Below are 26,862 nucleotides of genomic sequence, written 5' to 3'. Positions count from 1 at the left end.
GCTACGACTTGAGGTACGGGACGCCTCTGGCCGCCAGCAGATGCCCTACTCGGGCCGCGTGCTTGCGGTGGACCGCGAACATGAGGAGCTCCTGTGCCCGTGAGCCAGCTACGTAGAGGACGCGCCGCGCCTCGGTGTTGTGGTCCCCTTCCCAGTCGTCCAAGACGGTGCGTTCGGTGACTCGATCCACCCGCAGTCTCTCGGGCAGGACGAGCACCACGCCACGGAACTCCATGCCCTTGACGCCGTGCACGGTTGAGAAACGAACCGCTGGGTCGTTGCTGAAGTTGGCAACGCCTGCCCAGGACACGTCCGTCGGAGCCCTGAACAGCTTGCCAAGATCGCTTACGTTCGGGGGCGGAACGTCGCCCCAGTCGGCGGTCTTCATGAAGGCACGGACTTCGGCGGCGAACGCCTGCTTGGATTGGCCTTCGGCATTCAGGCTGATGGCCATCCGGACCGCGAAAGTCTCCAGCCACCGAGGGTCGACGCCGATCTCCTCGCAGACAGCGGCGAAGCTGTGGTGCTGCGTGTCTCGGTCCACTGTGAGGGTGGCCAGGACAGCCTTCTGGGCCTGTTCAACGGCCTTGCGGCGAGCCTTCGGGTCAGCCTCGCGTGACCTGAGCTTGGAGCCAGCATTGGCGATGGCCAGGACGCGGTTGCTACTTGCGCTGTCAAGGCTCACCACACCTGCGGCCTTCATCCCGTGGGTCTCGGCGTGTGACAGCAGCACGAGATCATCTGCCGTCAGTTTGTACTGCTCGGCGACCTCCAGCGCCGCAGGCACGATCTGGTCCAAGGACGAGAACTCGATCAAGTGCAGCGGCGACTCGACGAGGGAGTTGTCACCGCGCGCCGTCTCCGCCAGTTGCCCGGCCCTCAACCCGTTGTTGAAGGCGCAAATCGCGGGGGAACTTCGCCAGTTGTCCTCCAACGTGAGCTGGCCAGGCAGACGAGCGGCGAACTCCCGGACGGCTGCTGGAGTCGCGTTTCGGAACTCGTAGATCGACTGGTCGAGGTCGCCGACCATGACCACGCGGACCCCACAGTCGCGGAGGAACTGCAGTATGTGAAGTTCTTCCCGACCGCAGTCTTGCGCCTCGTCCACAATGACTTCGGCGAAGCGAGCCCGCAACAGTGCTTCGAGGATGGCCCGCTCCTTTGTGCTGTTGAGCCAGAACTCAGCCAGGAGACGGGCAGCTTCGCAGGTAACCGTTCCGGCCCTCAGGAGTCGGCCGAAGATGTGGGATGCGTTGGCTTCCGCCTCCTGCTTACGCAGCGCCAACATGCGGTGCGCGGCGGCGTCACCGAAGTCCTGCGGTACGCGGCCCACGTTCAGGTGGGCCCGACCATCTGAGTCGAAGTCGAACCACTTCAGCTCCAGGTTCTTTGTCCGCCCCATGTCGCGCAGCCGGAAGCTCGTGCTGGCTACGTCCTGCCAGGACTGTACGTAGTTCGGCTTCTGGTTGTACGCCTTGGCGTACAAGGGGGTGACGATGAAGCGGTGGATGAAGGTGTCGAACGTGCCGACGAAGTGGGGCGCCCGCAGGGCCTCCGCCTGGTTCCCGCACCGGCGCCGGACCTCGTCGACCGCGGCATTGGTGAAGGAGATCAGTGCGATCCCGCGCCGGTCCTCCTCGGCGGTCCGCTTCAGGAATCGGGCGACCATGGCGCGTGTCTTGCCGGCCCCGGGACAGGCAGCCACGAACAAGCTGCCGTCAGCGTCGACAAGAGCCTGCTGGTCGTCGGTCAGCTTCGCGTCGCTCAACCTTCATCACCCGGCGTGTGCATCAGGACGCCGCGGATGGCGTGAGCCAGGTACTGGGGAGCTTCGAACTCCGCGCCGCTCTCGATGGCCAGTGCCACATCGTGCGCGAACTCGCCCTTGCCGATGAACTTCTTGTGCCTGCGGAGCTTCAGGTAGAAACCCCAGGCACGGCCTCGCTCGTTATCGAGGATCTCCTGCCACTTCTTCTTGGAGCGTGGACGCTGCTTCAGGAAGGCCGCTTTGAGCACCGGCTCGTTGGCCTTGGGGTCGAGGAGGTCGGCCTCAAGGGTGTGGGGAGCTTCCGCGACGATCAGGTGGTCTGCGGCTCCGATCGACTCGGCGTGAGCGGTGAGCCGGTCCTTGCGGTTGTTCACAGCGGCGACGTCATCGTCGTCTTCCGGCTCATCGTCGTTAGCCGCGTCGTCCTCGCCGGGATCGTCCTCAGCTGAGGCAGCGGCCATCAGCTCCTGGACGTCCCCCTGGTCGTCCTCGGCCCGGTCCTCGCCAGCCTTCTTCTCCTTGGGAATGTCCGGGTCGCCGTCGGTGATGACGGTCAGCTTGTCCAGCAGTCGGCACCCATTGACCGTCGAGAGCAGCAGCGTGATGTACGGCGCGAAGTCGACGCTGCCGACGTTGATGATCGTGACGCCGTGGAAGTCGCGCCGCTGCTTCGCCTGATCCTCGTCGCCGAAGACGCAGTGGCGGGCGATGACTGGCAGCAGAACCGCTTCGGCAATGCCCTCGACCAGGATGACCCGGCGTGCGAAGAGCAGGCTGGCGCGGGTGGCATCGAGGTACTGATTGATCTTTCGCCGCTCGTCGTCGGTCAGGGCGAGCTTCGCCAGCGGGAGCGCCTGCGTCTTGCGGCGCAGCACCTCCTTCTCCTGGCCCTCGTTGTCCTGCACCGTCTCCTTGTCCACTCGCGTGCGCAGCGCCACGACGTTCTCGATGCCGACGCTGCTGGCCAGGTTCGGTGAGTGCGTGCTTGCGATGACCTGGATACGACCGGCGGGACCGTGCGTGTCGTTTTTGAGCGAGGCTTCGGCCTGTTCGCGCAGGTAGTCCAGCAGAACCGCTTGGAGCTGTGGGTGGAGGTGGGCTTCAGGCTCCTCGACGAGGAAGAGCGTCAGTTCCATGTGCTGGGCGTTGCGCAGCTCCAGGATGACGGTGGCAATGAAGAGGAGGTTGGCGTAGCCCAGGCCGGACTCGGTGAGGTCTGCGGGCGGGATGCCGGCTTCGGCCATCTTGACCCGCAGGCTCCGGGCCAGTCTGTGCAGCTCGTACTCGGCGAAGGTGACCTCGACGCTCTGCCCGCGGACCGAGTCGGTCAGTTCTCCCAGGTGGCCCTGGATCTCTTTGGTTGTGGAGGTCAGGACAGGGTGTTCCTTGAGCTTGGTGAACGAGTCGTTGGCCTGCGCGCGGAACGCTTCCTGTTCGTCTTCATCGGTGAGGTAGCGGATGATCCGCAGCAGCCGGTTGCCGTCCGACGAGTCCAGCTCCCGCTGCGCGTCGCGAAGAGGCGCCAGGTAGACGTGCGCGATCTGGTCCCGCTTCTCCGGCTCGGCGTCCGGCCCGTCCACCGGTCCGGCCGTCACGGTCGGACGCATCTGTTGCCGGGCCTCATCCCGCCTGTACGTCGTCGTGTAGGCAGCCTCATTGGTTTCCACGTCGAGCGAGGCAATGTAATGGGCCCTTTGCGCTGACGTCAGACCGTCGTAGGACGCCCGAAACTGTGCCTCCTCCGCTTCTCGACCGTGTGACAGGTCGGATTCGTCGAACCACCGCGTGGCACGGCGATTCAGGGGCGTGGTGGCGAGCCTGAGCGCTTCGATGACGTTGGACTTGCCGGAGTTGTTCTCGCCGACGAGGAGCGTGATGCCCGGCCGGAACTCCACTTCCACGTCGTAGCAGGACCGGAAGTTCTTAATGCCGAGCCTGGACAAGTACATTCCAGCTTCCGGCTTTTCTTGGCTTTGGTTCACCAACACGTCCCCGTTAATCCATGCCTGCCATTTCACGCAAACGCGGGCAACTGCACCATGCGTCGCATAGGGCAGCCCTTGCGCACTTTGGCACGTGATCCTCAGAACGCGCAGGCAAACCGGCCAGTAACAGAGAGTGGCTTTCGACACGTTGAGTGGCGATGGCGCACCCACTTGCTCAACTCGTTCGAAGAGGCGCCGCGTTGGCGCGGCGCGCAGGCCGACTCATCCCTCCCCTGCAGGGCTAGCCGGGCTAGGAGTGTCACACTTTCTGGTCAATGGCCGCATCGACTACGGGAGTTGGCCGCCTTTCGCCTACGACGGCGCCGAGACATAAAGCGCAGTGCTGTCCATGCCTGCACAACCTTCCCCTCGCCGGACGGCGGAGGAGCGGTCCAACAGCAAGCAGTACTATCAAGATCATTACGGGAGGGTGAAGTTGTCCGGATGAGTGGTTATTAGGCCCACGCAAGGCGGTGGCGCGGGCCCGTAACGGAGATGACGGACCTGGCGCTTTCCCGTAACCGAGGCCGAGACCCTGCCGTCTCGGCCCTGAAGCGCGGCCCTACGCGTGCGGCAGGCCCATACTGTGAACACGGCGCGAACATTGACGATGCTCCACGGCCCGGGGCCCAGGAACATGTCGCGTTGGTCGTCCCGGTCCAGCCGCAGAGGGTCTCGCTCTTCCGTCAGCCGGCCTCCTGCTCGGCGTCCAGACGCACGCCGTGGAAGGCGCCAGCGATGATGCTGTCCAGGCCCTTGCCGTCACCGACGACCTCTGCCACCACCTTCCCCAACTCCCCGGGGGCAGCAAGCAGGGTGTCAAGGATCCGGTCGCGGACCTTCTCGGACTTCAGGAAGTTCTCCAGGCTGTTCTCCAGCGCCCGCGACCTCAGCACCTCATCCGATTTTGCCGCCCGGATAACAAGCGCCATCAGTCCGGCGACGGCAGACTCCGAAAGGTCGTCGAACAGGGTGTTGAGGGTGTCGATGACCTCCAGTAGCGGGACCATCTCAGGGTCCTTCACCTTGGCTGTGCCCAGCGCGCTCGGCCCGGTCAGCTTGTCGCCCTTCTCGGTGACCGAGGCATTCGTGATGCCCTTGTCCTTCTGCTCGATGGCGACCAGCCGGGCGCTTGAGATGTCGATCTCGTCGTGCGTCCGCTCGGCCTCGATCCACTGGGCCAGTTCACGGCAGAACGCGCACAGGTCTTCCAGCGGGGAGCCGGAGTAGTCGTATACCTGGGACAGGAAGTCGTACAGTCGCACGAACGAGGAGACGTTCTTCCGGAACTGCTCCAGCCGCTCCTCGGCCTGAGTGTCCTCGTCGTCCTGGGCCTGGTCCCACGCCTGGGCGAACCGGTCCTGGGCCCGGCTCATCGCTGCGGTGATCGCGTTGCGGTCACCGTCCTGGGCGCCTTGGACGAACTGGGCCACGTCCTGGGTGTCGAAGATACCGAAGGTGCGCAGCCCCATCGCCAGCACGTGCAGTTGGTTGGGGTTGGTCTCGGTCTCGATCTCGGCTTCTTCGTAGTACGGCGCGAAGGCCGCCCGGATGTCCTTGGGCTCGTTGATGAAGTCCAGGATGAACACCCGATCCTTGACCAGGTTGCCCGTCCGGAAGGTGCGGTTCAAGCGCGAGAGGGTCTGCACCGCCTGAATGCCGTCCAGGCGCTTGTCGACATACATCGCGCACAGTAGTGGTTGATCGAACCCGGTCTGGAACTTGTCCGCGGCTATCATCACGCGGTAGTTCGGCTCGGCGAACGCCTCGGCCAGGTCCGGTCCGGCACCCGGGTTCATCTTGGCCTCGGAGACCTCGTCGTGGATGCCGGACTCAGGGTCGTCCAGGGTGCCGGAAAACGCGACCAGGGTACCCAGGTCGTACCCCTTGGACTTGATGTACTTGTCGATCGCCAGCTTGTACCGCAGCGCGTGCTTGCGCTCCGAGGTCACGATCATGGCCTTTGCGTGGCCGCCCAGCAGGCCGGCCACATTGGCACGGAAGTGCTCGACGATGATCTCAACCTTCTGGGCGATGTTCGTCGGGTGCAGGCGCACGAACCGCTTCAGGGCCTTGGCCGCCGCGGTCTTCTCGACCAGGTTGTCCTCGTCGTCGGCCGAGACGTTGACACCGTTCTTCTTGATCGCCTCGGCGATCTGATAAACGGTCCCGTAGTTCTGGTAGCGAGGCAGGACGTCCAGGATGAACCCCTCCTGAATGGCCTGCTTCATCGAGTACACGTCGAACGCGGACGGCTTGGCATCCGGCGTCTCGCGGCGCCCGAACAACTCGATCGTCTTGGGCTTCGGGGTGGCGGTGAACGCGAGGAACGACACGTTCGGGGTCGGGGCATCGGCCAGTGCGTTGATCGTGTCCTCGGCGTCGACTTCCGTTCCCTCGTCGACTTCCTGACCGCCGGCGCGCAGTACCTGCCGCACCTTCTTGGCTGTGGCGCCGGCCTGCGAGGAGTGCGCCTCATCCGCGATGACCGCAAACCGGTGTCCGGCCAGCGAGTCGTCCTGCGCCAGGAGCTTGAGCACGGCCGGGAAGGTCTGGATGGTCACCACCACGATGCGGCGACGGTCCTGCAGAGCCTTGAGCAGCGCACGGGACTTGGAGCCCTGGTCGGTGCGGGCCCTCTTGTCGACGTTGTAGACGTAATCCGGCTTGCCCTCGATCTGCAGGACCGCGCGCTGCATCTGGTCGTCGAGCACCGTGCGGTCAGTGATCACCACAACCGTGTCGAAGATCTTGCAACCAGTGTGGTCGTGCAGGTTCGACAGGCGGTGTGCGGTCCATCCGATCGTGTTCGTCTTGCCCGACCCTGCTGAGTGCTGGATCAGGAACCGTCCTCCCACGCTTTCAGCCTTGATCTGCTCGACCATCCGCGAGACGGCCTGCCATTGGTGGAAGCGCGGGAATATCACGTTGGTCGAGGTCTTGCGCTCACGCGTGATCGCGTTCGCGCTGGTCTTGACGTCCACGAACAGCGTGGACCCAAAGATGTCCAGCCACGTGTCGCGGGCCATGACCTGCTCCCACAGATACGCGGTGGCCGGCCCGTACTCATTGACCTGGTTGCCCGCGCCGCCGTTGTTGCCCTTGTTGAACGGCAGGAAGTAGGTGTTCTCACCGTCCAGCTGGGTGGTCATACGGACCTCGGACTCGGTGACCACAAAGTGCACCAGCGCCCCGGTACCGAACGCCAGCAGCGGTTCTCCCTTGGGGTTGCGGTCCTGGGCGTACTGCTTGACCGCAGCGTCGATGGACTGCTTGAAGTTGGTCTTCAGTTCGAACGTGGCCACCGGGATGCCGTTGATGAACGCGACCAGATCGATGCTGTCGTGAGGCTTTTGTCGCGAGTAGTGCACCTGTCGCATGATCCGCAGGCGCACCTTGTCGTAGGCGGCCATGCGGGTGGCGTTCGTCGGGTCGGCCGGGCGCCACTGGACCATCTTCAGCTCGTCGCGCAGCCCCACGGGGACGTCCGAGCGCAGCAACTGCAGGGTCCCGCCAGGGCCGCCACCCTTGTTGTCCAGCGGAGTGGAGCGCAGCTGGACGATGAGGTCCAGCAGAGCCTCCTTCGCCGAGTCTGCCCGCGGGCCGGAACCGATGCTGCGCTTCCACGCCTGCGGGTCCAGGCCCTTGAACCAATCGAACACGTCCTCCGGGAACAGGGCACGTTCAGCGTCGTACCCCTCCCCGTTCGGGGAGTACAGCCACCCCTGGGCGGCCAGGTATTCGCAGATGCGCTGCTCGAACTCCGACTCGTAGGTCAGGTCCACCACGGCTCAGGCCTCCTTGGGGATGTCGATCTGGCCGGTCACGGCCGCAGTGATGAGCGCGATACGGCGCTCCCTGGCGAGCTCGACATGCCGCTGCGTCTTCGCGATCAGGATGTCGATCTCCGCTGTTTCACGGTCCAGGTGATCGAGGATGCGACGCTGTTCAACGAGCTCAGGAACATTCATCGGAAGATTCACGATGTCGTCCCTGCTGATGTTCAGCATCGAAGAGCTCGCACCAGACGCGGCCATCTCGATCAAATCCCTGACTCGGCGACTGGCCATCAGGTGGGCGACATACCGCGGCGAAGCCTTGGACTCGTCAAGGGCGAGAGCGTAGAGCTTGTCGCTCAGCATGAGCCGCGGGTAGTCCCCGGACACCACTGCTGCGCTACCGACAAGGTCACGAGTGTTAGCTCGGGAGACCAAGAGATCGCCGCACCGTACAACGGTTGACGGACGCGGCTCCAGGCCTTCTGGAAGTTCCTTGTTTTCTTCCGGCCGGAAGACCCCACGGTTGGCTGCCCCGGCCTTCAGAATTGCCCAGGTCTGGACTCCGTCACTAGGCCAAGGAAAGCACTGCGGGCTCCACCCCTGGCGAACGGACCGCACCAGGTGCTTCAGTCGTGTACCAGGCACCGCTGGCACAACCCCCGCAAGCTCATGCTCCACAACAGCTTGACGTCGTTCCTGCAGAAATCCAATGAACCGCTCCTGCGCGGCAATGAGACTGTCGATCTCCGCGGTCTCGCGGTCCAGGTGGTCAGCGATGGCACGTTGCTCACGACCGGAGGGAAGCGGGAGGGGAATAGCGGCCAGCTTCTCGGCCGTCAGATGCGGCATGGAGACGATGTTGCAGTACCTCCGGATGAACCCGGTGGCGCGCAGGGCGATCAGGTAGTACGCAAGAAATCGCCCATCATTACCAACGTTTGATCGGATACGGTTGATCGAGTTCTGGAACCCCCAGCGGTCGAGGTCTTCACCGACGAACGCGGCACGTCCGAAGCCCCCCTGTCCGCCCTCGACCACGACGACGTCACCCTGTCGAAGGGTGAGGTCGTCCAACTCGCAGGGCGAGAACCACATTTCCTTGACGTCGTCCAGCGCGAGGACACCGTCAGGCTGGACGTTGGCCGCCCTCATGTACGGAGCAAGAACGTCTTGGCCGGTGTCTTTTGCCTGAAGCATCTTGCCTAGAGTGACGCTGCCCAGGTGCTTGACCTGACCGATCGTCCACGGCGGCTGGGTGTCTCCCCAGGGAAGAGGGGCGCTCACTTGTTTGCCTCCACCTTGTGAAGCAGGCCGAGGATCTCCTGCACGGACTCGTCGAGGTCGGCGTCGATCTCAGCAAGGGTGCGCGGGGGTACGTACTTGTAGAAGTGGCGGGTGAAGGGGATCTCGTAGCCCACCTTGGTCTTGGTGTAGTCGATCCAGGCATCCTCGTCGACGTGCGGCTTGACCTCCGCGCTGAAGTACGCCTTGATGGTGGCGTCCTTGGCATCGTGGCTCTTGGGGTGCCCATCCCAGCCGAAGGGGACGATCTCGGTGTCGCGAAGAGGGATGTCGGGCTCTGGCTCGCCCTTGTTCTTACCGGACTGGACGCGGCAGATGTCGGCGTTCTCGTCGCGCTCGCCGAGGGTCTGCCACAGAGCCTTGCGTTCCGCGGAGGTCAGGCTGATGCCGCGGGGACCGAGGTGCTTGCCCAGGTCGTTGAGGAAGTCCTCGCGGTTGAGGTACTGGCCCCCGCTGAAGGAGTTCAGGGCCTCGATGAGGCCGCCGATGCCGCCAAGGGTCTTGTGCTCGGCGACGAGGGCGACGCGCTCGGGTGTGGTCTCGAAGTTCCGGCGCAGGGGCCGCTCGACGGTGATCTGCCAGGAGGCGAAGTCGAGGTTGTCGAAGATCTTGGAGGTGTCCGAGGATTCCGTGTCCGCGTATTGCTGCAACACGCGCTCGCGGGCGGCCTCGTCGATCTCAACGCGCTTGGAGCCCAGGGACTTACGGATCTTGGCACCCAGGGCGGTGGCGTCGATGAGCTGCACTTTGCCCTTGCGCTCGGGGCGCTTGTTATTGTCGAAAATCCACAGATACGTGGGAATGCCGGTGTTGTAGAACATGTCGTTCGGCAGGGCGACGATGGCCTCGATCAAGTCGTTCTCCAGCAGCCACCCCCGGATGTTGCTGGAGCCGCTCCCGGCTCCGCCGGAGAACAGCGGGGAGCCGTTCAGGACGATGCCGGCGCGGGCTCCGCCGTCCTGGCTGTCAGCGGGGTTCATCTTGGCGATCGCGTGTTGCACGAACAACAGGGCGCCGTCGGAGGTCGGGGGCAAGCCGGCCCCGAAGCGACCGCTGAAGCCCTTCTTGTGCTCCCTCTCCACGTCCTCGGCGATGTTCTTCCAGTCCACGCCGTAGGGCGGGTTGGAGAGGATGTAGTTGAACCTGTCGTCCGGGAACAGGTCGTTGGTCAGGGTATTGCCCAGCGCGATGTTCTGCGGGTTCTGGCCCTTGGCGAGCATGTCGGAGCGGCACATGGCATAGGACTCGGGGCGCAGTTCCTGCCCGTACAGGAGGAGCTCGGCATCCACGTTCATGCGGTGTAGGTGCTCCTCTGCCACGCTGAGCATGCCGCCGGTGCCGACGGTGGGGTCGTAAATGCTGCGGATGGCGTCCCCGGACAGCGCGTTGTCGTCCTCGGCGAACAGCAAGTCGACAAGCAGGTTGATCGCGTCCCGGGGGGTGTAGTGGTCACCGGACTCAGCGTTGGACGACTCGAAGTCCATATAGATGAGGTGCTCGAACAATTCACCCATCTTGGAGTTCGGCACGGCCTCGGGGGTCAGGTCGAGGTCGCGGAACTGGCGGACGATCGTGGCGAGGATGCCCCCCTTCCTCATCCGCTCGATGTGCTGGGGCAGATGGAAGTTCGCGAAGACGTCGATGTCCGTGCTGAACCCTCGCACGTACTCCAGCAGGTTGTCGGCCATGTCGTCACCGGAGTCATACACCGAGGCCAGGGTGTGCTTCGTCGTGTTGTAGAACTTCACACCACCAGTGAAGGACTTGATCATCTTCACGCGCAGCGTCTCGTTCGGCTGCTGGGCGATGATCGCGGCAACCTGAGCGCGGTGGGGTGCCATGACGCACTCCAAGCGGCGCAGGATCGTCATAGGCAGGATGACGTCACCTGCCTTGTTGCGGGCATAGACACCGCGCAGGGTGTCGGCGACGGCCCAGACGTCCTTGTTCAGGTCGACCACTTAAGTTGTCCTTCCTGGCACGGATGCAGGGAGCACCCGCTGAGAGGCTGACCAGTGACGGTGCTGGTCCATAGACGAAAATGTAGATGGTGCCACTGACAGGACCGACGCCATACAAGAAGCAGCGCCCGCTTTAGGTCAAAAGTCTAATTCGCGCTGCACGCCGCCCTCTACCCGTTCGACTACCGAGCAGGGCTGGAGCGCGGCATCTGACACCACCGCTTGATGGCGGCCCTCCGATGTCCGCGGCGTGGGGGTAGCGCCGCTGCCCGTCGGTGTGCACGGTCTGGCGGAGCTTGCCCGCCTTGGGGGCGAATCCCCATGGCCACGCGCTGTTCGTCAGGCGGCGACGGCGCCGGTACGTACCGCGAACTCCCGCAGGCCGGGCAGGCTTCCCGGGGTGTAGAGGAGGTCGGCGGTGAGGGTGCGGATTGCGGGGCGTCGGACTTCTTCGGGTGCGGTGTACTCGATGGCTCGCAGCGCGCTGAAGGTGCGACGCCCGTCGCCGAGTTGGTGCCACATGCGGGCTGTGTCGGTGAGGTAGCGCGCGACTCTTTCGGTGTTGGCCAGTTGTGTCGGCACGACACGTTGGACGTACGGAACGGCGTCATCGGGCGTTCCGAGGACCGTGAGACTGCTGATCCGGTACATCGCGACCTCGGCGGGGCTTGCCGAGATGGTGAACAGCCCGGCTGGCTTCCCGTTCTGAGTGAGAGGGATACGGCCGGCGGTTTCTTCGGCTTCCTGGAGCAGGTCGAGCGCGGTACTGCGGCGGCCTCCGGAGGCGGCTGTGTAGGCGGCGGTCATGAGGAGGCAGACGCGGGCGGCAAGGGTGTCGGCCTGCGGCTGGCCCTTCTCCGCGGTGAGCGTGGTCGCGGTCCGGGCGAGGAAGTCGACGGCGGCGGCGCTGCGGCCGGCGCGGCGCATGGTGATGGCCAGGACTCGGGCGGCGTCGCTGAGGGGGCGCGGGTCGCCGCTGGCCCGTGCGGCGATGAGGGCGCGGTCGGCGGTGGCCCAGGCCGCCTCGGAGTGTTGCTTGACGGCGAGTTCGGTGGCCAGGACGTAGGAGCGGGCGACGGCTGCCTGGGCGTGCTCCCGCGTGCGGCCGGTGGTGGCGTCCCGGGTGGCTTCCGCCGTCGCGATGAGCGAGGGCAGGGCGCTTCCCAGGGCGCTGTAGTGGGCGCCGGAGAACAACTCGCGGGCGATCGTGAGCCCCGTGTCGAGGTCTTTGAGGCTTGTCGGCTGTCCAGCCACCGGTTCGAACAAGGCCCGTTCCATGGCGGCGGCCGGATTGTGGGTGGCCGGTGCTGCCGCGGCAGGCTCGGAGCTGGTGCCGGCGATCAGGCTGGCGCCGAGTCCCAGTGCACCACCCATGAGTTCGCGACGTCGCACATCGTCCTCCTGCTCCTGCTCGGTTTCGGTCACCTTAGCGGCCGTCGGCAGGGGGATGTGCGCGTTGCGGCGCGACGGGTGGTCGGCGTCGGCTGCATCGTCGCCCAGGCCCAGACGGCCGGGTGGGATGCCCAGTCCCTCGGCGATTCGGGTCAGGACGTCGACGCTCTGCACTTGGCGCAGTCCGCGCTCGATCTCGCTGATGTCTGACTGGGCGAGCCCAACGAGCGAGCCCACGGTGGTCTGGCTGGCGCCCGTGTACTGCCGGAAGTGCTTGAACACGGTGGCGATGTCGCGTTCCGCGAGGGCTCGCCGTGCCCTTTCCCGATCCCACAGGTCGGCAGGAACGGCGAGCTGGGAGGGGCTGCGCACGGCGATCTCCCCCTTCGAGGCAGCGGCATGAATGACCTCAGCGTAGAGGCGCCATGACTGCCTGTCAGGGCCTTCGCCAGACGTCCAGAGGCCCGTCCTATAGGGCCTTCGGATGGGTTTTCCCATCGCTTCTTTCCAGTCTGTGAGTGCACGGACCATCTCCGGCACAGCCCCCGGTAACCGCCAGTTTCCGCCGGCCTGCGCTGGGCTCATCCCTAAGGAGAGTTCCGACATGCCGCAGCCTCCCCCTCCACCCCCTCCGCCGCCTCCTCCGGGACCGATCCCGATCCCGCCACCACCGGGCGGTGGTTCGTAAGTCCCGGCTCCAGGCCGTGCGTCCCGATTCCAGGGCGCACGGCCGCCCCCCGGCTCAAGTCCAGGTAACGACACGGGAGACCACTGTGCAGGAATTCATCGTGCTCAACCCCGACGAGCTGGGGCAGGACCCCGCGGTCGGAATGGACCTAGCCGTTGCCCTCGGCGTGCGCCACCTGGAGATCCGCACCGCCTACGGCGCGAACGCCCTGATGTTGGACGACGGCCGGCTCCGCGAGGTGCGCCGCCTGACCGACGAACGGGGCCTTCAGGTGACGGCGTTGGCGTCCCCGCTGTGGAAGTGGTGTCGGCCCGAAGCCGTCCCCGGCAAGGTCGACAGCTTCGGATTCCCCACACGGATGCCGGCCGAGGACCGGGAACGCTGGGTGGATCGCGCGCTCGCCGTGGCCGACATCCTGGGCACCGGCCTGGTCCGTGTCTTCTCCCACCTGTCCGTGGGCGACAACCTCACCGAGTCGTTCGTGGACGACCCGCTGCTGACGTACGCCCTCAAACACGCCAAACGAGCGGGAGTGCGGTTGCTGCTGGAGAACGAGCCGGTGTGCACGGTCGCCGAGCCCACGCCGCTCCTGGACGTGCTGCGTGCGCACACCGGCCTCGGACTGTGGCTCGATCTGGGAAACCTGTACGAGGTCGGCCACGGCACGGCGGAAGCCGTCGAGGCCCTCGCACCGTACGCGGAGTACGTCCACATCAAGGACTACGTGCCTCGCGACGACGGCATGAAGCAGTTCGTCGCGGCAGGCGACGGCGACGTTCCGTACGCGGAGCTGCTCCCTGCCCTCTGCAGGGTGAGGCCGGCGCTCCCGTACGCCCTGGAGACGCACGTGCGGGAGAGTCCGGGCGACGCGCTGACCCGCGGTGCGGCGTTCCTGCGCGCGTCCCTTCCGGGTGGTCTGGCGTGAGGCGGGTTCTCCTGATCGGGACCGGAGAGGTCGGGGCCAAGCACGCCGACGCCCTCACGCGTGCCGAGGGGATGTATCTGGTGGGCGTCGCCGATCCCCGCCCGGACGCTGTGCCGCCGACCGGGGTGCCGCTGCTCGCCCGGTGGGGCACGGCGCTGGACGCGCTGGCCCCGGACGTCGTCGTGGTGGCGACTCCCCCCGGCATCGCCCTGGAGGCGGCACGCGCCGCCGCCCGTAGCGGCGCGACCGTACTGGTCGAGAAGCCCGCCACACTCGACCCTTCCGCTCTGGTGCCGGCAGCAGAAGACGGACGGATCTTCGTCGCCTTCCAGCCGCACTTCGCCCCCGGACTCGCCGAACTGCTCGACCGGGCGCCCGCGGTACGCCGGGCCGACGTGACGCTGGTGTGCCGGAGGGACCGCGGGTACTACAGGACCTGGCGCACGCGGTACGCCACCGCCGGGGGCGTACTGCACCAGCAGGCCATCCACGGCCTCGCCCTCGCCCTGCGCCTCCTGCCGCCCTCGCCGATCACGTCCTGCACTGCCGGTGTGCGCCGTATCCGGCAGTGGGCCGAATCCGAAGACCACATCATCGCCCAGGCCGTCATCGAAGGCGGCTCCGTCCTCACGGTGGACGCACGGGTCGACAGCGACCAGCCACGCCGCCACGAACTGACCCTGCACCTGGAGGACGGCCGGACCCTCCATGTGCGCGGCCGGAACCTCGAAGCCGGCCTCGGCGATCCGGCGCGTGCCCCCAGCGATCTGGACTTGCGCCAGGCCCTGTACCGCGCCCTGCCCGCGGGCGATGCGGGTCCGCACCACCCTTCCCTGTTCCCGCTCCCGGCGCTCAGGCGCACCCTGGAGGTCATCGACCATGTCTACCGCAGCGCGCACGAGGTTCCTGAGGCCGGTTCTGCCGCATGACCTCGGCGTCGAGGTCGTCGAGCGCAAGGGCGTCGGACACCCCGACACCCTGGCCGACTCCATCGCCGAACTCGCCTCGATCCGCTACAGCGCCTACTGCCTGCGCGAGTTCGGCGCCGTCCTGCACCACAACCTCGACAAAGTCGCCGTCCTCGGTGGCCGCGCCCGCTTCGGCGACAGGGACGGCACGTACGACCGGCCCGTGCGCGTGATCTTCGGCGGGCGGATCTCCACGTCCTTCGCCGGCCGTGCGATCCCCGTCCGCGAGATCCTCGAAGACGCCGCCGCCGAGCAACTCGCCGCCGCCCTCCCGGGTTTCAACCGCATCACCTGGCAGGTCCAGCACGAGACGACCGACTCCTCCAAGTTCGCGCACTGGTTCGCCCCCCGCGGCCTGGAGGACCTCCCGGAGCGTCCCACCGCATTCTCGAACGACAACGCGTTCCTCGTCGGCACCGCGCCGCGCACCACGGCCGAGAGCGTCGCGCTGCTCACCGAGGCGTGGTTCCGACGGCAGCCGTGGGCAGGCAGCGACATCAAGGCCCTGGTCATCCGCGACGGGCACGCGCTGACGGTCACCACGTGCGTGCCGACCGTCGCCGGGCACCTGAGCAGCAGCGCCGAGTTCGACGACGCGGTCCGCCACACCGTCCAGGAACTCACCACCGAACTCCTCAAGCGCCTGCCCGGCCCGGTCACGGTGGTGTGCAACACCCGCAACACCCGGACGGGACCGCTGTCGGGGCAGTACTTCACCGTCTCCGGCTCGGCCATCGACTACGGCGAGGACGGGCTGGTCGGACGGGGCAACGCCCGCTCCGGGCTGATCACTCCAGGCCAGCAGGCCGGCAACGAAGCACTGTTCGGGAAGAACCCCGCCTACCACGTCGGCAAGGTCGGCGGCTGGCTGGTCGACGAAGCCGCCCGGGCACTCGCCGAGCAGGCCGGGCCGTGCCGCATCGCGGTGATGTGGCGCAACGGCGACCGCTACCCCGAACCCGCCTCGCTCGACATCACTACCTCGGGCCCCGACGCGGCGGGCCCCGAGCTGGTGCGCGACACGCTGCGCCGCACGGACTGGGTACCGGACCTCGTTCACGGCCAGCGCTATCTGCCCGTCGTCCTGCCGGTCGACGAACTCCTTGCCGAACTCGACCCGCCCGCGCTGCCGTGAACCGGGCCGCCGTGGCGACCGGCCACGTCACCGCTGCCCTGGAGCTTCCGCCGGGGCTGGACACGGGCCCGGCCGCCGCGGCGGCCGACCGGCTCCCCGGCGGCTGGCACCTCTCCGGCACGGTGGACGGGGACTACCCGGTCGTCACGGTGGCCTGCACCGCTGGTGACCCCACCGTCACCGTTCAGGGGCGGACGGTCCGCATGCGGCTCAGCCACACCGCCGCCGGGGCTGCCACCCTCGCCTACGCGACGTACACCGCGCTGGAACGGACGCGACAACAGCGGCAGATGCTGACCCTGCACGCCAACGCCGCCGTCACCCCGAGCGGGCGCGGCGTCCTGCTGCTGGGCACCAAAGGCGCCGGGAAGACCAGCGTCACGCTCGCGCTCGGCGAGCGCGGATGGACACACGCCGGCGACGACCTGGCCATCCTGGCCGAGCACGACCCGCAGCTGCTGCTGTACCCGGGCAAGGCGACCGCAGCCGTGCGACCGCAGGATCCACAACTGTGGCAGGCGCCGAAGCCGATCATCATCCTCGCCCCCTTCATCCGTGATCCCGTCCCGCTCACGGCGGCCGTCCGCCTCACCGTCCACCCCGCCATACCGCGCGCGGTCCTGGCGTCGGCCACACCGTTCTCCGCGAACGAACAGCTCCGCCTCCACGAAGCCCTCGCCCGCTACATCAGCGGCCTCCCCACCCCGCTGACCGGCCCCAGCAGAGCACCGTACGGACCCGTCTGGCCGCTCGACAGCCCCCGACTGGCCCGCTGGCGCGCCCATCTGATCGCGCGCCTCGAACAGCACCCGTACGCCTACCTCTACGCCCCCGATGCGCAGACCGCCGCCGATCTCATCATCGAGGAGTACGCGTGACGACCGCCGCCGCGATCCTGCCCAGCCGGGACGAACCCGCCACCATCGCCGCCGTCACCACGGCCGTCGACACCGCGCTGAACGACCCGCGCGCGGTCATCATCCATGCCGACTCCTCCGACCACCCCGCGACCAGCGACCACTTCACCGCTACCGCGACCCTCGCCCGAAAGATCAGCCTCACCAATCTCCCCCGGGGCAAGGGCGCGCAGATCCTGGAGGCGCTCGCACACCTGCCGGACACGGACGGCTCCGTCCTCATCGCCGACACCGACACTCGCAACCCCGACCCCGACGTGTACCGCGAACTCCTCGCACACGGAGAACACGGGTACGCCATCGCCGACTACCCGCGCTACTGGGACGAGGCCAACCTGACCTCCCACCTCGCTCGCCCGCTGATCGCCGCCGCCACCGGCCACGACGTCCCCCAGCCGCTCGCCGGCGACCTCGCACTCTCCGCCCGCGCCATCCGCGCCGTACGGACCGCCACTGACACGGTGGACGCCCAACTCCGCCGGGCTGTCGACGGATACGGCATCGACGCGTTCCTCCTGCTGACTGCCGCCTCCACCGACCGCCTCACCTCCGTCACCGTGCAGGCCCCGAAGACGCACGCCGCGTCGTTCCCACACCTGCCACAGATCTACGACCAGGCCGTGCCGGTCCTCCTGGCTCTCACCGCCAGCTGGCCCCACCGGCCCGTACCGGGAGCGAGTGCGCCGCCCTACCGTCCCGCGCACCGCACCCTCGCCCCCGACCGCCGCGCCGCCATGCTGGCCACGCTCGATGCACTCGCGCCCCCGGACCCCCGATACGATGCCTGCCCGTGGCCGGTGGCTGTAGCCGACGCCTGGCACTCCGTCAGGAACGGCGCCGTCCCTCACGAGGCAGCCCACGGATTGTGGCCGCACTACGTCCACCGCGTCCGCACTTGGCTCACCGCCGCGACACCACCGAACGAGAGGGCGGCGCAGCTCGCCGCCACTCACACCCGGCTGTTCGGCGTCCTGACCACCCACTCCACCCGGAGCCGCATCTCATGAGCACCCCGACCGGCGCTTTCTGCGCATTCGCCCTGGAGCCCTTTCCCACCATCGCTCGCGGCGATGACATCTCCGGCGTGATCACGGATGTCCTGTCCGCCCAGGACACGGATCTGCAGGACGGCGACGTGATCGTTGTCGCCTCGAAGGTCGTCTCGATCGCCGAAGGGCGGTTCGTCGATCTCGCGGGTGTGACCCCCAGCCCGGCCGCCCTCGACCTGTCCGCGCGCACCGGCAAACCGGCCGAGATCGTGGAGCTCATTCTCAACGAATCCAGCGAGCACTTCGTGGCCGGGGAGCGCGGGCCGATCATCGCCCGACATCACCTCGGGTATCAGCTGACGTCGGCCGGCATCGACCGCGCCGGAGCCGACGGGGCGTGGCTACTGCCCAAGGACCCCGACGCGTCGGCCCGCGCGCTGCGCGACGCGATCACGGCGTTCAGCGGCGTCACCGTCGCCGTGGTGATCGCCGACTCCGACGGACGCCCGGACCGGCGGGGCGCCACCGTCATCAGCATCGGGGCTGCGGGCATCGCGCCACTGCGCGTCACCGAGCACGCCGAGCCCGGCGGGAAGACCAAACGGCAGGAGGAGACTCTGACCGACCTAGTAGCCGCGGCAGCCGGCCTGATCCTCGGACAACGCGGACGCGGCGCCCCCGTCGCCGTACTGCGGGGCATCGCCTACGAGGGCAGCGACGAAGGAGTTGCCGCGATGCTCCACCACGCGCCGTGACACGGCTGGCCCTGCTCGGCTTCCCACTCGACGGCGCGCTGTCACCTGTTCTGCACCAGGCGGCCTACGCGGCGATGGGCTTGCCCTGGACCTACCACGCCATCGAATGCCTTCCACAGGACCTGCCGCGTTTCCTGGACACCCTTGACGACAGCTGGGGCGGATTCTCGCTGACCATGCCGCTCAAGCGCACCGTCGTCCCGCTCCTGGACGAGGTGTCGGAGACGGTCTCGCGGATCGGCGCGGCGAACACCGTCGTCGTGACGCCCGGAGGCCGGCTCGTCGGCGAGAACACCGACCTGTACGGGATGGTGCAGGCACTGCGCGACGCGGGCGTGACCACCGCGCCCGGCGTCACCGTCCTTGGCGCCGGGGCGACAGCCTGCACAGCTCTCGCCGCCGCGTACGAACTGGGCTGCGATCAGGCAGTCGTGATCGCTCGCGACACAGGCAGGGCCCGTTCCCTCCTCGGCGCTACTGCCGAACGAATCGGCATCACAGCCACCATCGAACCTTGGGCAGCCGCCGGATACCACCTGGCCACTGACCTCGTCGTCTCCGCTCTGCCGCCCTACGCCGCGGATGCCCTCGCACCGCTGTGGACGCCAGGCACCGGCATCCTCATGGACGTCGTCTACCGCCCCTGGCCCAGCCGCTTTGCGCACGCCGCCCAAGAAGCCGGGAGGCGCGTAGTGGGAGGGCTGCCGATGCTCGTACACCAAGCCGCACGACAAGTCGTCCTCCAAACAGGACACTCCCCAGCGCCGGTCACCAAGATGCTGCTGGCCAGTCAGAGCGAGATCCATCAATTCGAGTAAGGCTGACCAGGCCATCAGGTCGTGAGCATGAGCCCCCAGCCGTAGGGTCCACAGTTACGTCTCGGTGTTCAAAGCCGCACGTGCGGCTAGCTGAAAGTTCTTGTCCGGTTGACGCTTGGCCCTCGCGGCGCTCACGAAGCGGGAGTTGAACTCTTCGACGTGCCCGCGACTGGACGTGCGGGCGGCTTCGTACCAAGCCAGGCCAATCATGTCCATCTCGTAGAGGGCTTGCCGGAACGTGTCGGCAGCGTCAGCAACGGACCGGGGCCCAACGACTGCCACCGCAGCCACAGCACCGCTGAACTCAGTCCAGGCGTCATGCGCTCGGACGAAGCCAGCCTGCCGCTGTTCTCGGGTGCTGCTGTCATCAGCGAGAAGGTCGGCCATCTTCCACCACGCTGCCGAGAGCTGCTTCGAGGCGCTGACGCAGGTGGTGTAGGCGTCGCGCCGGACCCCGTCTCGCCAACGCGCGTGTTCGGCGCGTTGCTGGCGGCCACCTCCCAGGGCACCGATGAAAGTTCCTAAGACCGTCGCTGTGCTTCCGTCCATGACAGCGGATTAGAACGCAGTCATGGGGTGGACACCGGTGCGCCGATTCCGTCACTCAGCGAGCCCGAGATCCTTCTTGTAGTCGGCGACGGCGAGGACAGCCACGGACTGCTCCTCAGGCTCGGGCTCATGGAGTTCGATGCCTACGCAGCGCCGGTCGCCCTCGGCGACGAGCAGCCGCTGGAATCAGTTGTAGATGGTCTGGCGCATCAACCCCGACCACTTCCCGGACTTTTTGTAGAAGGAGGGGTCCCAGGGAGCTGCCGAAGCCCTGTCCCGCGGCGGCTCGCAAGTAAGGCCGCAGCGTTTGCGCACATGGCGCCGGTCCACGACTTCGCAGGCTGACAGTGTCCACGACAGCCTGTCAGATTTCCGCTTCGCGCTGCTTCCTTTTCCGATCCACGGCAAATCCAACGAATGTGAGGAGTAGCAATTTCGTACCAAAGGACGGAACGATAACTCCAGCCCAGATCCAACACGTCCCCCACCAGCCACGATCCCCGCCAGGGTCCATAATTGGAAGCCAGAAGAAGTTGGCAGCGATCATCCATAGCCACTTTCCGGTTTCAATTGGAAACCTTCCAGCCCTGAACTCAAAGAATATAGTCAGAGCCATCATGACCATGAACGTGTAGAGGTTGGAAACCCACAGCACGGGACTCATGTCCGAGGAACCCTCAACGAAGCGAATTTGGTACGGCCACGCCCACAGCATGAGCACTACCACTATCAGTACCGGCAAGGATCTAAACAGATTCCTGCGAATTTCCTTAATGCGCTCCTCATACTGAAGGGCGATATCCGCAAGGCCTTCATACAACGGGTTAGGTGCAGTTAAAGGATCCAGCCCTTTTCTAGCCCGGACCGCTTCAGTCAACGCTTCGTCATCAGTCGCTGCACGGATCCGCATCCTTGCGTCGCCAGCATAAGTGGCTACTTCTTTATAGAAGTCCTCGACAGTTTCAGGATTTAGCATAGAGGAGTTTGCCACTTGAACCCACCCGGGACTCTCGTCCACGGACCGTAACTGTTCAGTGAGATTTACCCAGAACAATTCCCTCTTCTTCATGTCGTAGACGACACCAAGAATGGGAATTCGGCTCTGCCGCCAATCGTCGAAGTGATCCTCGACAGGAATTGCGTAACCGTTCGCCCGTTTGTACTTCTTGCCGCTCTTCACCTGAATGGCGATCCAATACGGCGTTCTCTTGCCGGCGCGCGTGAAGTTGACGATCATGTCCTCGCCATGATCGTTCCCTCCATCGATCTCCTGAACGATGTGCTCGTGTTCCTCAAGAAGTGCGCGCAAGGCGTTGACGCCCGCCCTCTCGATCTTGCGGCTCGCACGAACAGTTGACACTGCCACCCCCCGGAAGTCGGTCACTGTCAGGGTAGCGGCAGCCACTGACACTCTGGGCTAGTTGTGGCAGTCCAGCAATGCACTGACCTGGCCCTATTGGGTCGCTCGTTGTCCTGGTCTTTATCCAGTGCGCCAACGGCCGCCAGCGTTCACCGCCGTACGCGCACCCCGCCTGACCTGCCCAGCGAACCCACAGTCGCAACGCTCCAGGTAGACGAGTTCGCCGATCCGGAGTTCTGGACGAAGGACGACGAACCAGCCGCAGCCCTCTACCTGCACCGCATGGCTGTGCGCCGCGACGCGGCCGGCGCAGGTGTCGGGGCGTTGGCGGTGTCGCGCTTCGCCTTGCCGCAGCAGCCGTGTTCGGTGATCCGGAGGTCAGCCTTCCTAGAAAGGCGGAAACGGCAACACCTCGGCGGTCAGGGGCCTATCGGGGGGTACAACATCCATCCCCTTTATTCTATCCATAGCAAACCCCAGGTCTGCGGTCATCCAACAAGCCACTGCGGTTGGGATGTCAAATTGGGTAAGTTCCGTCGGCACGTCGACTTCGCCAGCTTCGAGATACGCTAGAGCGCTGTCATACCAGAACCTCGGAAAGAAGATCCGTGCGTTCAACTTGAAGCGCAACTCCCGCTTCCGTTCTGTACGATCACGACTCATAATGCCTATCTGACGTTCGAAGAAATTGCTTCGACTAGCGTACATATCGAACGGAAGGCCAAGGACCACACGAAGGTCTGCCTGCATCTCGTCAAATAGTCGATGTGTCGTGTTATCCCTAAGCCTCATCGCCATGACATAGCCTCGCATAATGAGCGGCACAAGCTCCCGCAAACCCTCAAACCACTCGTCGAGCGAACGACAGTTGTTCTTCAAAACCGCCAGTCGCGAAGTCACCTCTTCGACTAGACCCTCAAGGCGATCGGCATCCTGCGGAATTTTCGCCATCTGCTCAAATAGGCGCATTATGAGCGCAGCATCATCTGCTTCGAAAATCCATCTATCGCTCCAAAGGCGTTGAACCAAGTCACGACGCTCAAGGAACGATAGATCACTCTCTTCGTTTATTGCCCGGAATATCGCGCTGGCCGAGGCATGACTTTCGTCAGGCTTATTAGGGGTAAAGAACCATGCGTCGCAGCAGGTCTCCCAATTATTCCAATAGGTCGAAACATCTACGGACCCCCGGACAATGCGGTAACCAGAACCCGACTCAATCGTCAGAGATGGATGATTTACTACAGTAAGGGAGCCGTCAGATGGTCTGCGATGCGGGAACTCTCTGACCAAATCCATTAGGGCGGCCCGAGTGCGACCCAAGGCCGCTTCGCCATTAAGTGGACGGCCCCAAATCTCGGACGCTCCTACATAAACATTCGCACCTTCGAGAATCGAAGCATCCTGGAGATGGCGCAGATCGGACCATTCCATTCGCGTCGCCCTGAAAATAGAGTCCGTCACTCTCGTGACCACGCTCTCCGCATCCGAGTCCGCGGGTGCTGAAGGCCAGCCATATCGGTGCAATACTTGAGCCGCCGCCTCGGTCGCGGCCTCCACGGCTTCTCGGGATGGCGCTGAACCAGCCGATGCTTGCCTCACTGCTTCATTGATATCGGACGCATCTCGCTTTTTCTTCAACTTTTCCTTGATCTCATCACTGATGACATTGGCCAGGATTGGCAAAATAACAGATGTCAACACGAGACTTAGATAGTGGAGTACCTGCGCGTCAGGAAAGTGTCTGGCGTTATCGTCACGGCCATGGTTGTAGTACATTGCGTGAGGTTCCAGTGTTTCCACAACTTCATCAAGCATTCCTTCAGCATTCATGCCGACCTCCTACAATTACCTCCACCGAAATTACCGCACAGGTAGCTACGACTTACCGCACAGGTAGCTACGCCTGAGGGGTTGCACATTCCCACACCATCTCGGCGTGCAGCGGCACCCACAGCTCGGCCTGACCGGCTCGTAGACCGTCCGCCTCCCCCGGGTCTTTCTCCCAGCCTGCCTCGCGCAGACGGCAGCCGCATGTTGTGTGGGAGCTCGGCTCAGTGCCACTCGTTGTCCTGGTCTTTGTCCAGTGCGCCGACGGCCGCCACCGTTCACCGCCGTACGCGCACCCCGTCTGACCTGCCCCGTGAACCCGTACGCACGCCCTCGTACGGCCACGCGGACAGTTGGAAAGCGTGTTGGGGGCAACCCCTCACGAGTTCGAATCTCGTATCCTCCGCCAGAAGGGGCTTGACCTGCGACTTAGCAGGTTGGGCCCCTCTCTCGTTGGTGCTGCGACTGACCATGCAGACCCCGCTACGCAAGACGCTTGGGTGACAGGCACTTGTCTAGCGGGACGGACACAGGAGTCAGTCACCGTGACCACAGCAGCCAGGAAGAACCCTCTCCGTAGCCAGCAGAGGACGGCAGGGGTTGACCCTGCCTCCACCCCATCTCTCCCCGCTCCCCGAGTAGTGAGGGCAGTGAAGGGTGCCGAGGATGCTCGGCTAGCCCTGATCGATGAACTAAGCGGCTTCGGTGAGGTTCTCTGCTGATTGGCGGATGCGGTCGCGTTGGCGGGTCAGGGCCTGATCGACGGCGGCGCCGAGGGCATCGGTGCTGGTGTGAGCGCGTTGCGGGTAGTCCTCGTACTTGGCCGAGCGCCAGACGCGCTCGATGTCGTTGAGCTCGGGGCTGCGCGGCGGGAGATAGAACAACTCCACGCCGATCCTGGCGAGTTGGTCACGGCGACCCTTGAACGCCTTGGCCACGTGCGCGGAGGCGTTGTCCAGCACCACCGTGCACGGCTTCGACCGGCACCACAGCGGCATAGGGGTGCCGGTCCCGTCGGCGGCCAGGTCCAGCACGCGGGCACCGCCCGGCAGGCCGGCCAGCCTCTTGCAGACGAAGTCCAGCAGCATCCCGGCGTCGATCTTGCCTTCGGTGCGCTGCCAGACCAGATCTGCAGCGGTGCCGCAGACCAGCGCGCCGAGCACGTTGACCCGCCGGCCCCGGGTGTCCTCGCGTCCCACCACGGCGCGCTGCCCGATCCTCGACCAGGTGTAGCCGGTGGGCATGGTCGGGGCGAATCCGGACTCGTCCAGGAAGATCAGATCGCGCCTGCCCGCGGCGGCCTCCAGCCGTGCAGCCGTGCGCCCTCCAGCCGGGCCCGTGCCGCGTGCTGGAGGGCGGGGTCGGCCTTGTGCCGCAGGCTGTCGCGGGTGCGTTTCCAGCGGAAGCCCTCCCGGTGCAGCAGCTCGGCCAGCCAGGCCGCTGAGACTCTCACGCCGCGCTCGGCCCACAGCCAGTCGGTCAGCGCCCCCGCTGTCCAGGTCCGGCCCTCTTCGGCGGAGGCGTCCAGCAGTTCGGCCACCGCATGGATGTCCTCGGCCGTGATCCGCGGCTGCCGCCCGGCCCGGGGCGCCTCGGCCAGCGCGGCAAGACCGCCCTCCTCGAAGCGGTGGACGGCCCCGCGCACCGTGGTCACGTCGCACTCCAGCACCCCGGCCGTCCGCGGTGCGCTCATGCCGCGGTCGAGCAGCCGGACCGCATCGAGGCGCAACCGCTCGAACCGTGGCAGGTCCCGCCGCTGGAGCCACGCGCGTAACTCGGCCCGTTCCTGCGGCGACAGCGACACCTTCAAGACCTTCGGCATCGGGCACCACCCCCACTGGAACGACTACCCAAACCGAAGACCACATCACCGAGACCGCTTAGTGCTGCTCCGCAGGGTTGATGGTCTTCGCGGTCTCGTGGTTGGAGCTGGTGGGGTTGCTTCGGATGCCCGTGGGCCGGTTTGCGGGTGGGCCTGCTGTAAACGTGGTGCGCTGCGTCGGCCGGGTCGCCAGACTCGCGTCATGACTGCCGAGATCACGCGAATCAATCCCTCGCAGCTCCATCCGACTCCGGGGTATCACCACATCACCGTGGTGGAGACGGGCAGGACCGCGTTCCTGGCGGGGCAGACCCCAGCGCCACCCAACTCCCGCGTGACGCGGGCAATCCGCTCACAAACTAGCGGCGCCGAACCTCAGGAATCGAGTCGGCTACGTCCCACTCGATCAAGCCGCCACCTTGACGTTGGTAGTGGGCCTGCTTCACACTCTTGCGCTGGTCATACGACTCCCTGCCATGGATTCCGTACACCTCTACATAAGAGTGAGGGCGGGTGTCGGTGAGGACGAAGTCCGGGAATACGAGATCGCTGCCGTCGTACCGCACAGGCTTGACATAGGCACGGCCGCCGTCGGCGAGGGCGTTGGCCATGACGACTTCATGGGAGGAGTCGGCGGGTATGTAGAGCTTGCTGACCAGCATGGCAGCCATGTCGACCACCCGGACGTTGTCCTTCGGGCTGAGTTCGACCAGGAACAGGCCGATACGTCGGGCTCCGTGTTCGGCTGCGGCCTCGGAAAAGGCGGGACGGTATGAGCGGCGAAGCCGTTCGTCGAGGGCTGTGGTGGCGAACAGGGCGCCGCGGTGGTGAGCCAGGGCGTACCGGACGCCGTATCGGGTCGGTCTGACATCTCTGATCTCGCCGAGGATGAGCCCCCGGCGCTGTGTGTCCCCGCGTCGTTTCAGGCGGGCAACACGGAACGTCTCAAAGGCGGCGGTGTTGCGGCGGGCGTACTCCTCCCGAAAGGGGGGCACGACGTACAGGGCCTCGGTCAACTCCTCGTGGTTGATGGAGCATCCGGCGATCTGCTCGCTCAGCCGGGCGTGGCAGACCCACCAGGTGCGTCGTCGCCAGCGCGGATGCCAGGCGGTGAGTTGGGCTTCTTCCCACAACCAGTGGAGAAGGCCGAGCAGGCCGACGGTACGGCGAGCGCGGCCTTCGCGTTGTTCGGTGGAGGCCTTGGCCGGCTCCGGGGCGCTGAGCTTGCGGGCGAGTGCAGCCGAGAAGCGGATCGCGACGCCGTCATCTCCCTCGTGAATGGCTTCCGTGCTGTAGGCGTCGCGGCCGGTCAGCTCCGAGGCGAGTTTGTGGAAACTGCAGCTGGGATCGTGGAGTTCGCCTTCGCCGGGCCATCCGGCCAGGTGGTAGCGGCCGGCCCGGCTGCACCGGATGACCAGCCGGAGTGCCGGTGTTTGGCAGAGGCATTGGCCGTGGCCCACTTCGGCTCTGGCCCGGGTGAAGAGTGCAGCGTAGTCGGTGGCGTGTTCGCGAAGCACGAACAGCGGAAGCGACTTGTCCGCGAGCCGTACGCGGTCGGCTCGGTCACCGCGGGCTGCGCCGTCACCCTGAGGGATGTCCGCATCCGTCGGCCGAGGGCGGCCGGGCTGGTCTCGTAGCGAGACGGCCTTCAAGGCGGTCATGTCCGCACTCCTCCGTAGCCGGGACCGGGCATCAGCCGGTGGTGCTGAAGTTCTTCCTCTGCCTCGGCGTGCCGACGCCTCCGGCCGACCTGCAGCATCAGCTGAGCCGCCGCGTGGTGAGGGTCCGGGGTCTCGTCGGCATCGAGCTGCTCGGCCAGAGCACTGTCAACGGCCACTGAGATGCCCAGGTGGGTGGCCGTTGGATGACCAGGCTGGTGGCCATCAGAAACCCAGGTGTGTGGCCAGTGGTGTTCCTGG

General features: G+C 65.8%; 20 protein-coding genes and 1 pseudogene. 9 read left to right on the top strand and 12 right to left on the bottom strand.

What is annotated here, in order from left to right; all coding sequences use genetic code 11:
- Window position 1: 1 nt before the first annotated feature.
- The 6 genes from ACFYR3_RS41265 to ACFYR3_RS41240 all read right to left on the bottom strand — a co-directional run bounded on the left by ACFYR3_RS41265 (window position 2) and on the right by ACFYR3_RS41240 (window position 12,559).
- Window positions 2–1,768, bottom strand: coding sequence for a UvrD-helicase domain-containing protein (locus tag ACFYR3_RS41265; RefSeq protein ID WP_389287307.1), 1,767 nt, complete (start codon window positions 1,766–1,768; stop codon window positions 2–4).
- Window positions 1,765–3,750 (bottom strand): ATP-dependent endonuclease, encoded by a 1,986-nt coding sequence (locus tag ACFYR3_RS41260; protein WP_389287305.1) that lies wholly within the window; start codon window positions 3,748–3,750, stop codon window positions 1,765–1,767. Before ACFYR3_RS41260 ends, ACFYR3_RS41265 begins: the two co-directional genes overlap by 4 nt.
- A gap of 689 nt (window positions 3,751–4,439) precedes the next feature.
- Entirely contained in the window at window positions 4,440–7,541 is a 3,102-nt protein-coding gene (locus ACFYR3_RS41255; protein ID WP_389287303.1) for a type I restriction endonuclease subunit R, read from the bottom strand.
- Between the two features lie 3 nt (window positions 7,542–7,544).
- Complete coding sequence (locus ACFYR3_RS41250) at window positions 7,545–8,816, bottom strand: restriction endonuclease subunit S (protein ID WP_389287301.1); 1,272 nt, start codon at window positions 8,814–8,816, stop codon at window positions 7,545–7,547.
- Entirely contained in the window at window positions 8,813–10,795 is a 1,983-nt protein-coding gene (locus ACFYR3_RS41245) for an N-6 DNA methylase (protein WP_389287299.1), read from the bottom strand. The genes ACFYR3_RS41250 and ACFYR3_RS41245 overlap by 4 nt, the downstream gene beginning before the upstream one ends.
- Window positions 10,796–11,134: 339 nt before the next feature.
- Complete coding sequence (locus ACFYR3_RS41240) at window positions 11,135–12,559, bottom strand: helix-turn-helix domain-containing protein (RefSeq protein ID WP_389287297.1); 1,425 nt, start codon at window positions 12,557–12,559, stop codon at window positions 11,135–11,137.
- 401 nt (window positions 12,560–12,960) lie between these two features.
- On the opposite strand from ACFYR3_RS41240, the gene ACFYR3_RS41235 reads away from it, so the two are divergent.
- From ACFYR3_RS41235 to ACFYR3_RS41205, 7 genes are read left to right on the top strand one after another with little or no spacing between them, the layout of a single operon-like run.
- Window positions 12,961–13,800 carry a sugar phosphate isomerase/epimerase family protein gene (locus tag ACFYR3_RS41235; protein ID WP_389287295.1) on the top strand — a complete coding sequence of 280 codons (840 nt, stop codon included), beginning with the start codon at window positions 12,961–12,963 and terminating at the stop codon, window positions 13,798–13,800.
- Window positions 13,797–14,729, top strand: a complete 933-nt coding sequence (locus tag ACFYR3_RS41230) for a Gfo/Idh/MocA family protein (protein ID WP_389287293.1) — start codon at window positions 13,797–13,799, stop codon at window positions 14,727–14,729. The genes ACFYR3_RS41235 and ACFYR3_RS41230 overlap by 4 nt, the downstream gene beginning before the upstream one ends.
- A complete protein-coding gene (locus ACFYR3_RS41225) occupies window positions 14,680–15,903 on the top strand; it encodes a methionine adenosyltransferase (RefSeq protein WP_389287291.1) in 1,224 nt (407 codons plus the stop codon). The genes ACFYR3_RS41230 and ACFYR3_RS41225 overlap by 50 nt, the downstream gene beginning before the upstream one ends.
- Window positions 15,904–15,914: 11 nt before the next feature.
- Window positions 15,915–16,781 carry a hypothetical protein gene (locus ACFYR3_RS41220; RefSeq protein ID WP_389287289.1) on the top strand — a complete coding sequence of 289 codons (867 nt, stop codon included), beginning with the start codon at window positions 15,915–15,917 and terminating at the stop codon, window positions 16,779–16,781.
- Window positions 16,778–17,827 (top strand): hypothetical protein, encoded by a 1,050-nt coding sequence (locus tag ACFYR3_RS41215; protein WP_389287287.1) that lies wholly within the window; start codon window positions 16,778–16,780, stop codon window positions 17,825–17,827. Before ACFYR3_RS41220 ends, ACFYR3_RS41215 begins: the two co-directional genes overlap by 4 nt.
- Window positions 17,824–18,564 carry a coenzyme F420-0:L-glutamate ligase gene (locus ACFYR3_RS41210; RefSeq protein WP_389287285.1) on the top strand — a complete coding sequence of 247 codons (741 nt, stop codon included), beginning with the start codon at window positions 17,824–17,826 and terminating at the stop codon, window positions 18,562–18,564. The genes ACFYR3_RS41215 and ACFYR3_RS41210 overlap by 4 nt, the downstream gene beginning before the upstream one ends.
- Window positions 18,561–19,382, top strand: a complete 822-nt coding sequence (locus tag ACFYR3_RS41205; RefSeq protein WP_389287283.1) for a shikimate dehydrogenase — start codon at window positions 18,561–18,563, stop codon at window positions 19,380–19,382. Before ACFYR3_RS41210 ends, ACFYR3_RS41205 begins: the two co-directional genes overlap by 4 nt.
- Before the next feature lie 54 nt (window positions 19,383–19,436).
- On the opposite strand, the gene ACFYR3_RS41200 is transcribed toward ACFYR3_RS41205, so the two are convergent.
- The 5 genes from ACFYR3_RS41200 to ACFYR3_RS41180 all read right to left on the bottom strand — a co-directional run bounded on the left by ACFYR3_RS41200 (window position 19,437) and on the right by ACFYR3_RS41180 (window position 24,943).
- Entirely contained in the window at window positions 19,437–19,931 is a 495-nt protein-coding gene (locus tag ACFYR3_RS41200) for a hypothetical protein (protein WP_389287281.1), read from the bottom strand.
- Between the two features lie 364 nt (window positions 19,932–20,295).
- Entirely contained in the window at window positions 20,296–21,315 is a 1,020-nt protein-coding gene (locus ACFYR3_RS41195) for a DUF4365 domain-containing protein (RefSeq protein ID WP_389287280.1), read from the bottom strand.
- 363 nt (window positions 21,316–21,678) lie between these two features.
- Window positions 21,679–23,124 carry a hypothetical protein gene (locus ACFYR3_RS41190; RefSeq protein ID WP_389287278.1) on the bottom strand — a complete coding sequence of 482 codons (1,446 nt, stop codon included), beginning with the start codon at window positions 23,122–23,124 and terminating at the stop codon, window positions 21,679–21,681.
- A 689-nt stretch (window positions 23,125–23,813) separates the two neighbouring features.
- Window positions 23,814–24,365 (bottom strand): transposase, encoded by a 552-nt coding sequence (locus ACFYR3_RS41185; RefSeq protein ID WP_389287276.1) that lies wholly within the window; start codon window positions 24,363–24,365, stop codon window positions 23,814–23,816.
- 32 nt (window positions 24,366–24,397) lie between these two features.
- Window positions 24,398–24,943 carry a helix-turn-helix domain-containing protein gene (locus ACFYR3_RS41180; RefSeq protein ID WP_389287274.1) on the bottom strand — a complete coding sequence of 182 codons (546 nt, stop codon included), beginning with the start codon at window positions 24,941–24,943 and terminating at the stop codon, window positions 24,398–24,400.
- Between the two features lie 202 nt (window positions 24,944–25,145).
- Between ACFYR3_RS41180 and ACFYR3_RS41175 the strand changes: the two are divergent.
- Window positions 25,146–25,268: pseudogene (locus ACFYR3_RS41175) on the top strand (RidA family protein); the annotation flags it as partial.
- 34 nt (window positions 25,269–25,302) lie between these two features.
- Here the strand turns inward: ACFYR3_RS41175 and ACFYR3_RS41170 are convergent.
- On the bottom strand, window positions 25,303–26,604 hold the full coding sequence (locus ACFYR3_RS41170) for a DUF1173 family protein (protein ID WP_389287272.1): 1,302 nt from the start codon (window positions 26,602–26,604) through the stop codon (window positions 25,303–25,305).
- 41 nt (window positions 26,605–26,645) lie between these two features.
- On the opposite strand from ACFYR3_RS41170, the gene ACFYR3_RS41165 reads away from it, so the two are divergent.
- The gene (locus tag ACFYR3_RS41165; RefSeq protein WP_389287270.1) at window positions 26,646–26,783 is read left to right on the top strand and encodes a hypothetical protein; all 138 of its coding nucleotides are present in this window, start codon (window positions 26,646–26,648) and stop codon (window positions 26,781–26,783) included.
- Window positions 26,784–26,862 lie beyond the last annotated feature (79 nt).

The organism is Streptomyces sp. NPDC005784 (assembly GCF_042871525.1).
Lineage (GTDB): Bacteria > Actinomycetota > Actinomycetes > Streptomycetales > Streptomycetaceae > Streptomyces.
The sequence above is the reverse complement of the archived record's forward strand: the minus strand, read 5'-3'. Positions and strand labels throughout refer to the sequence as shown.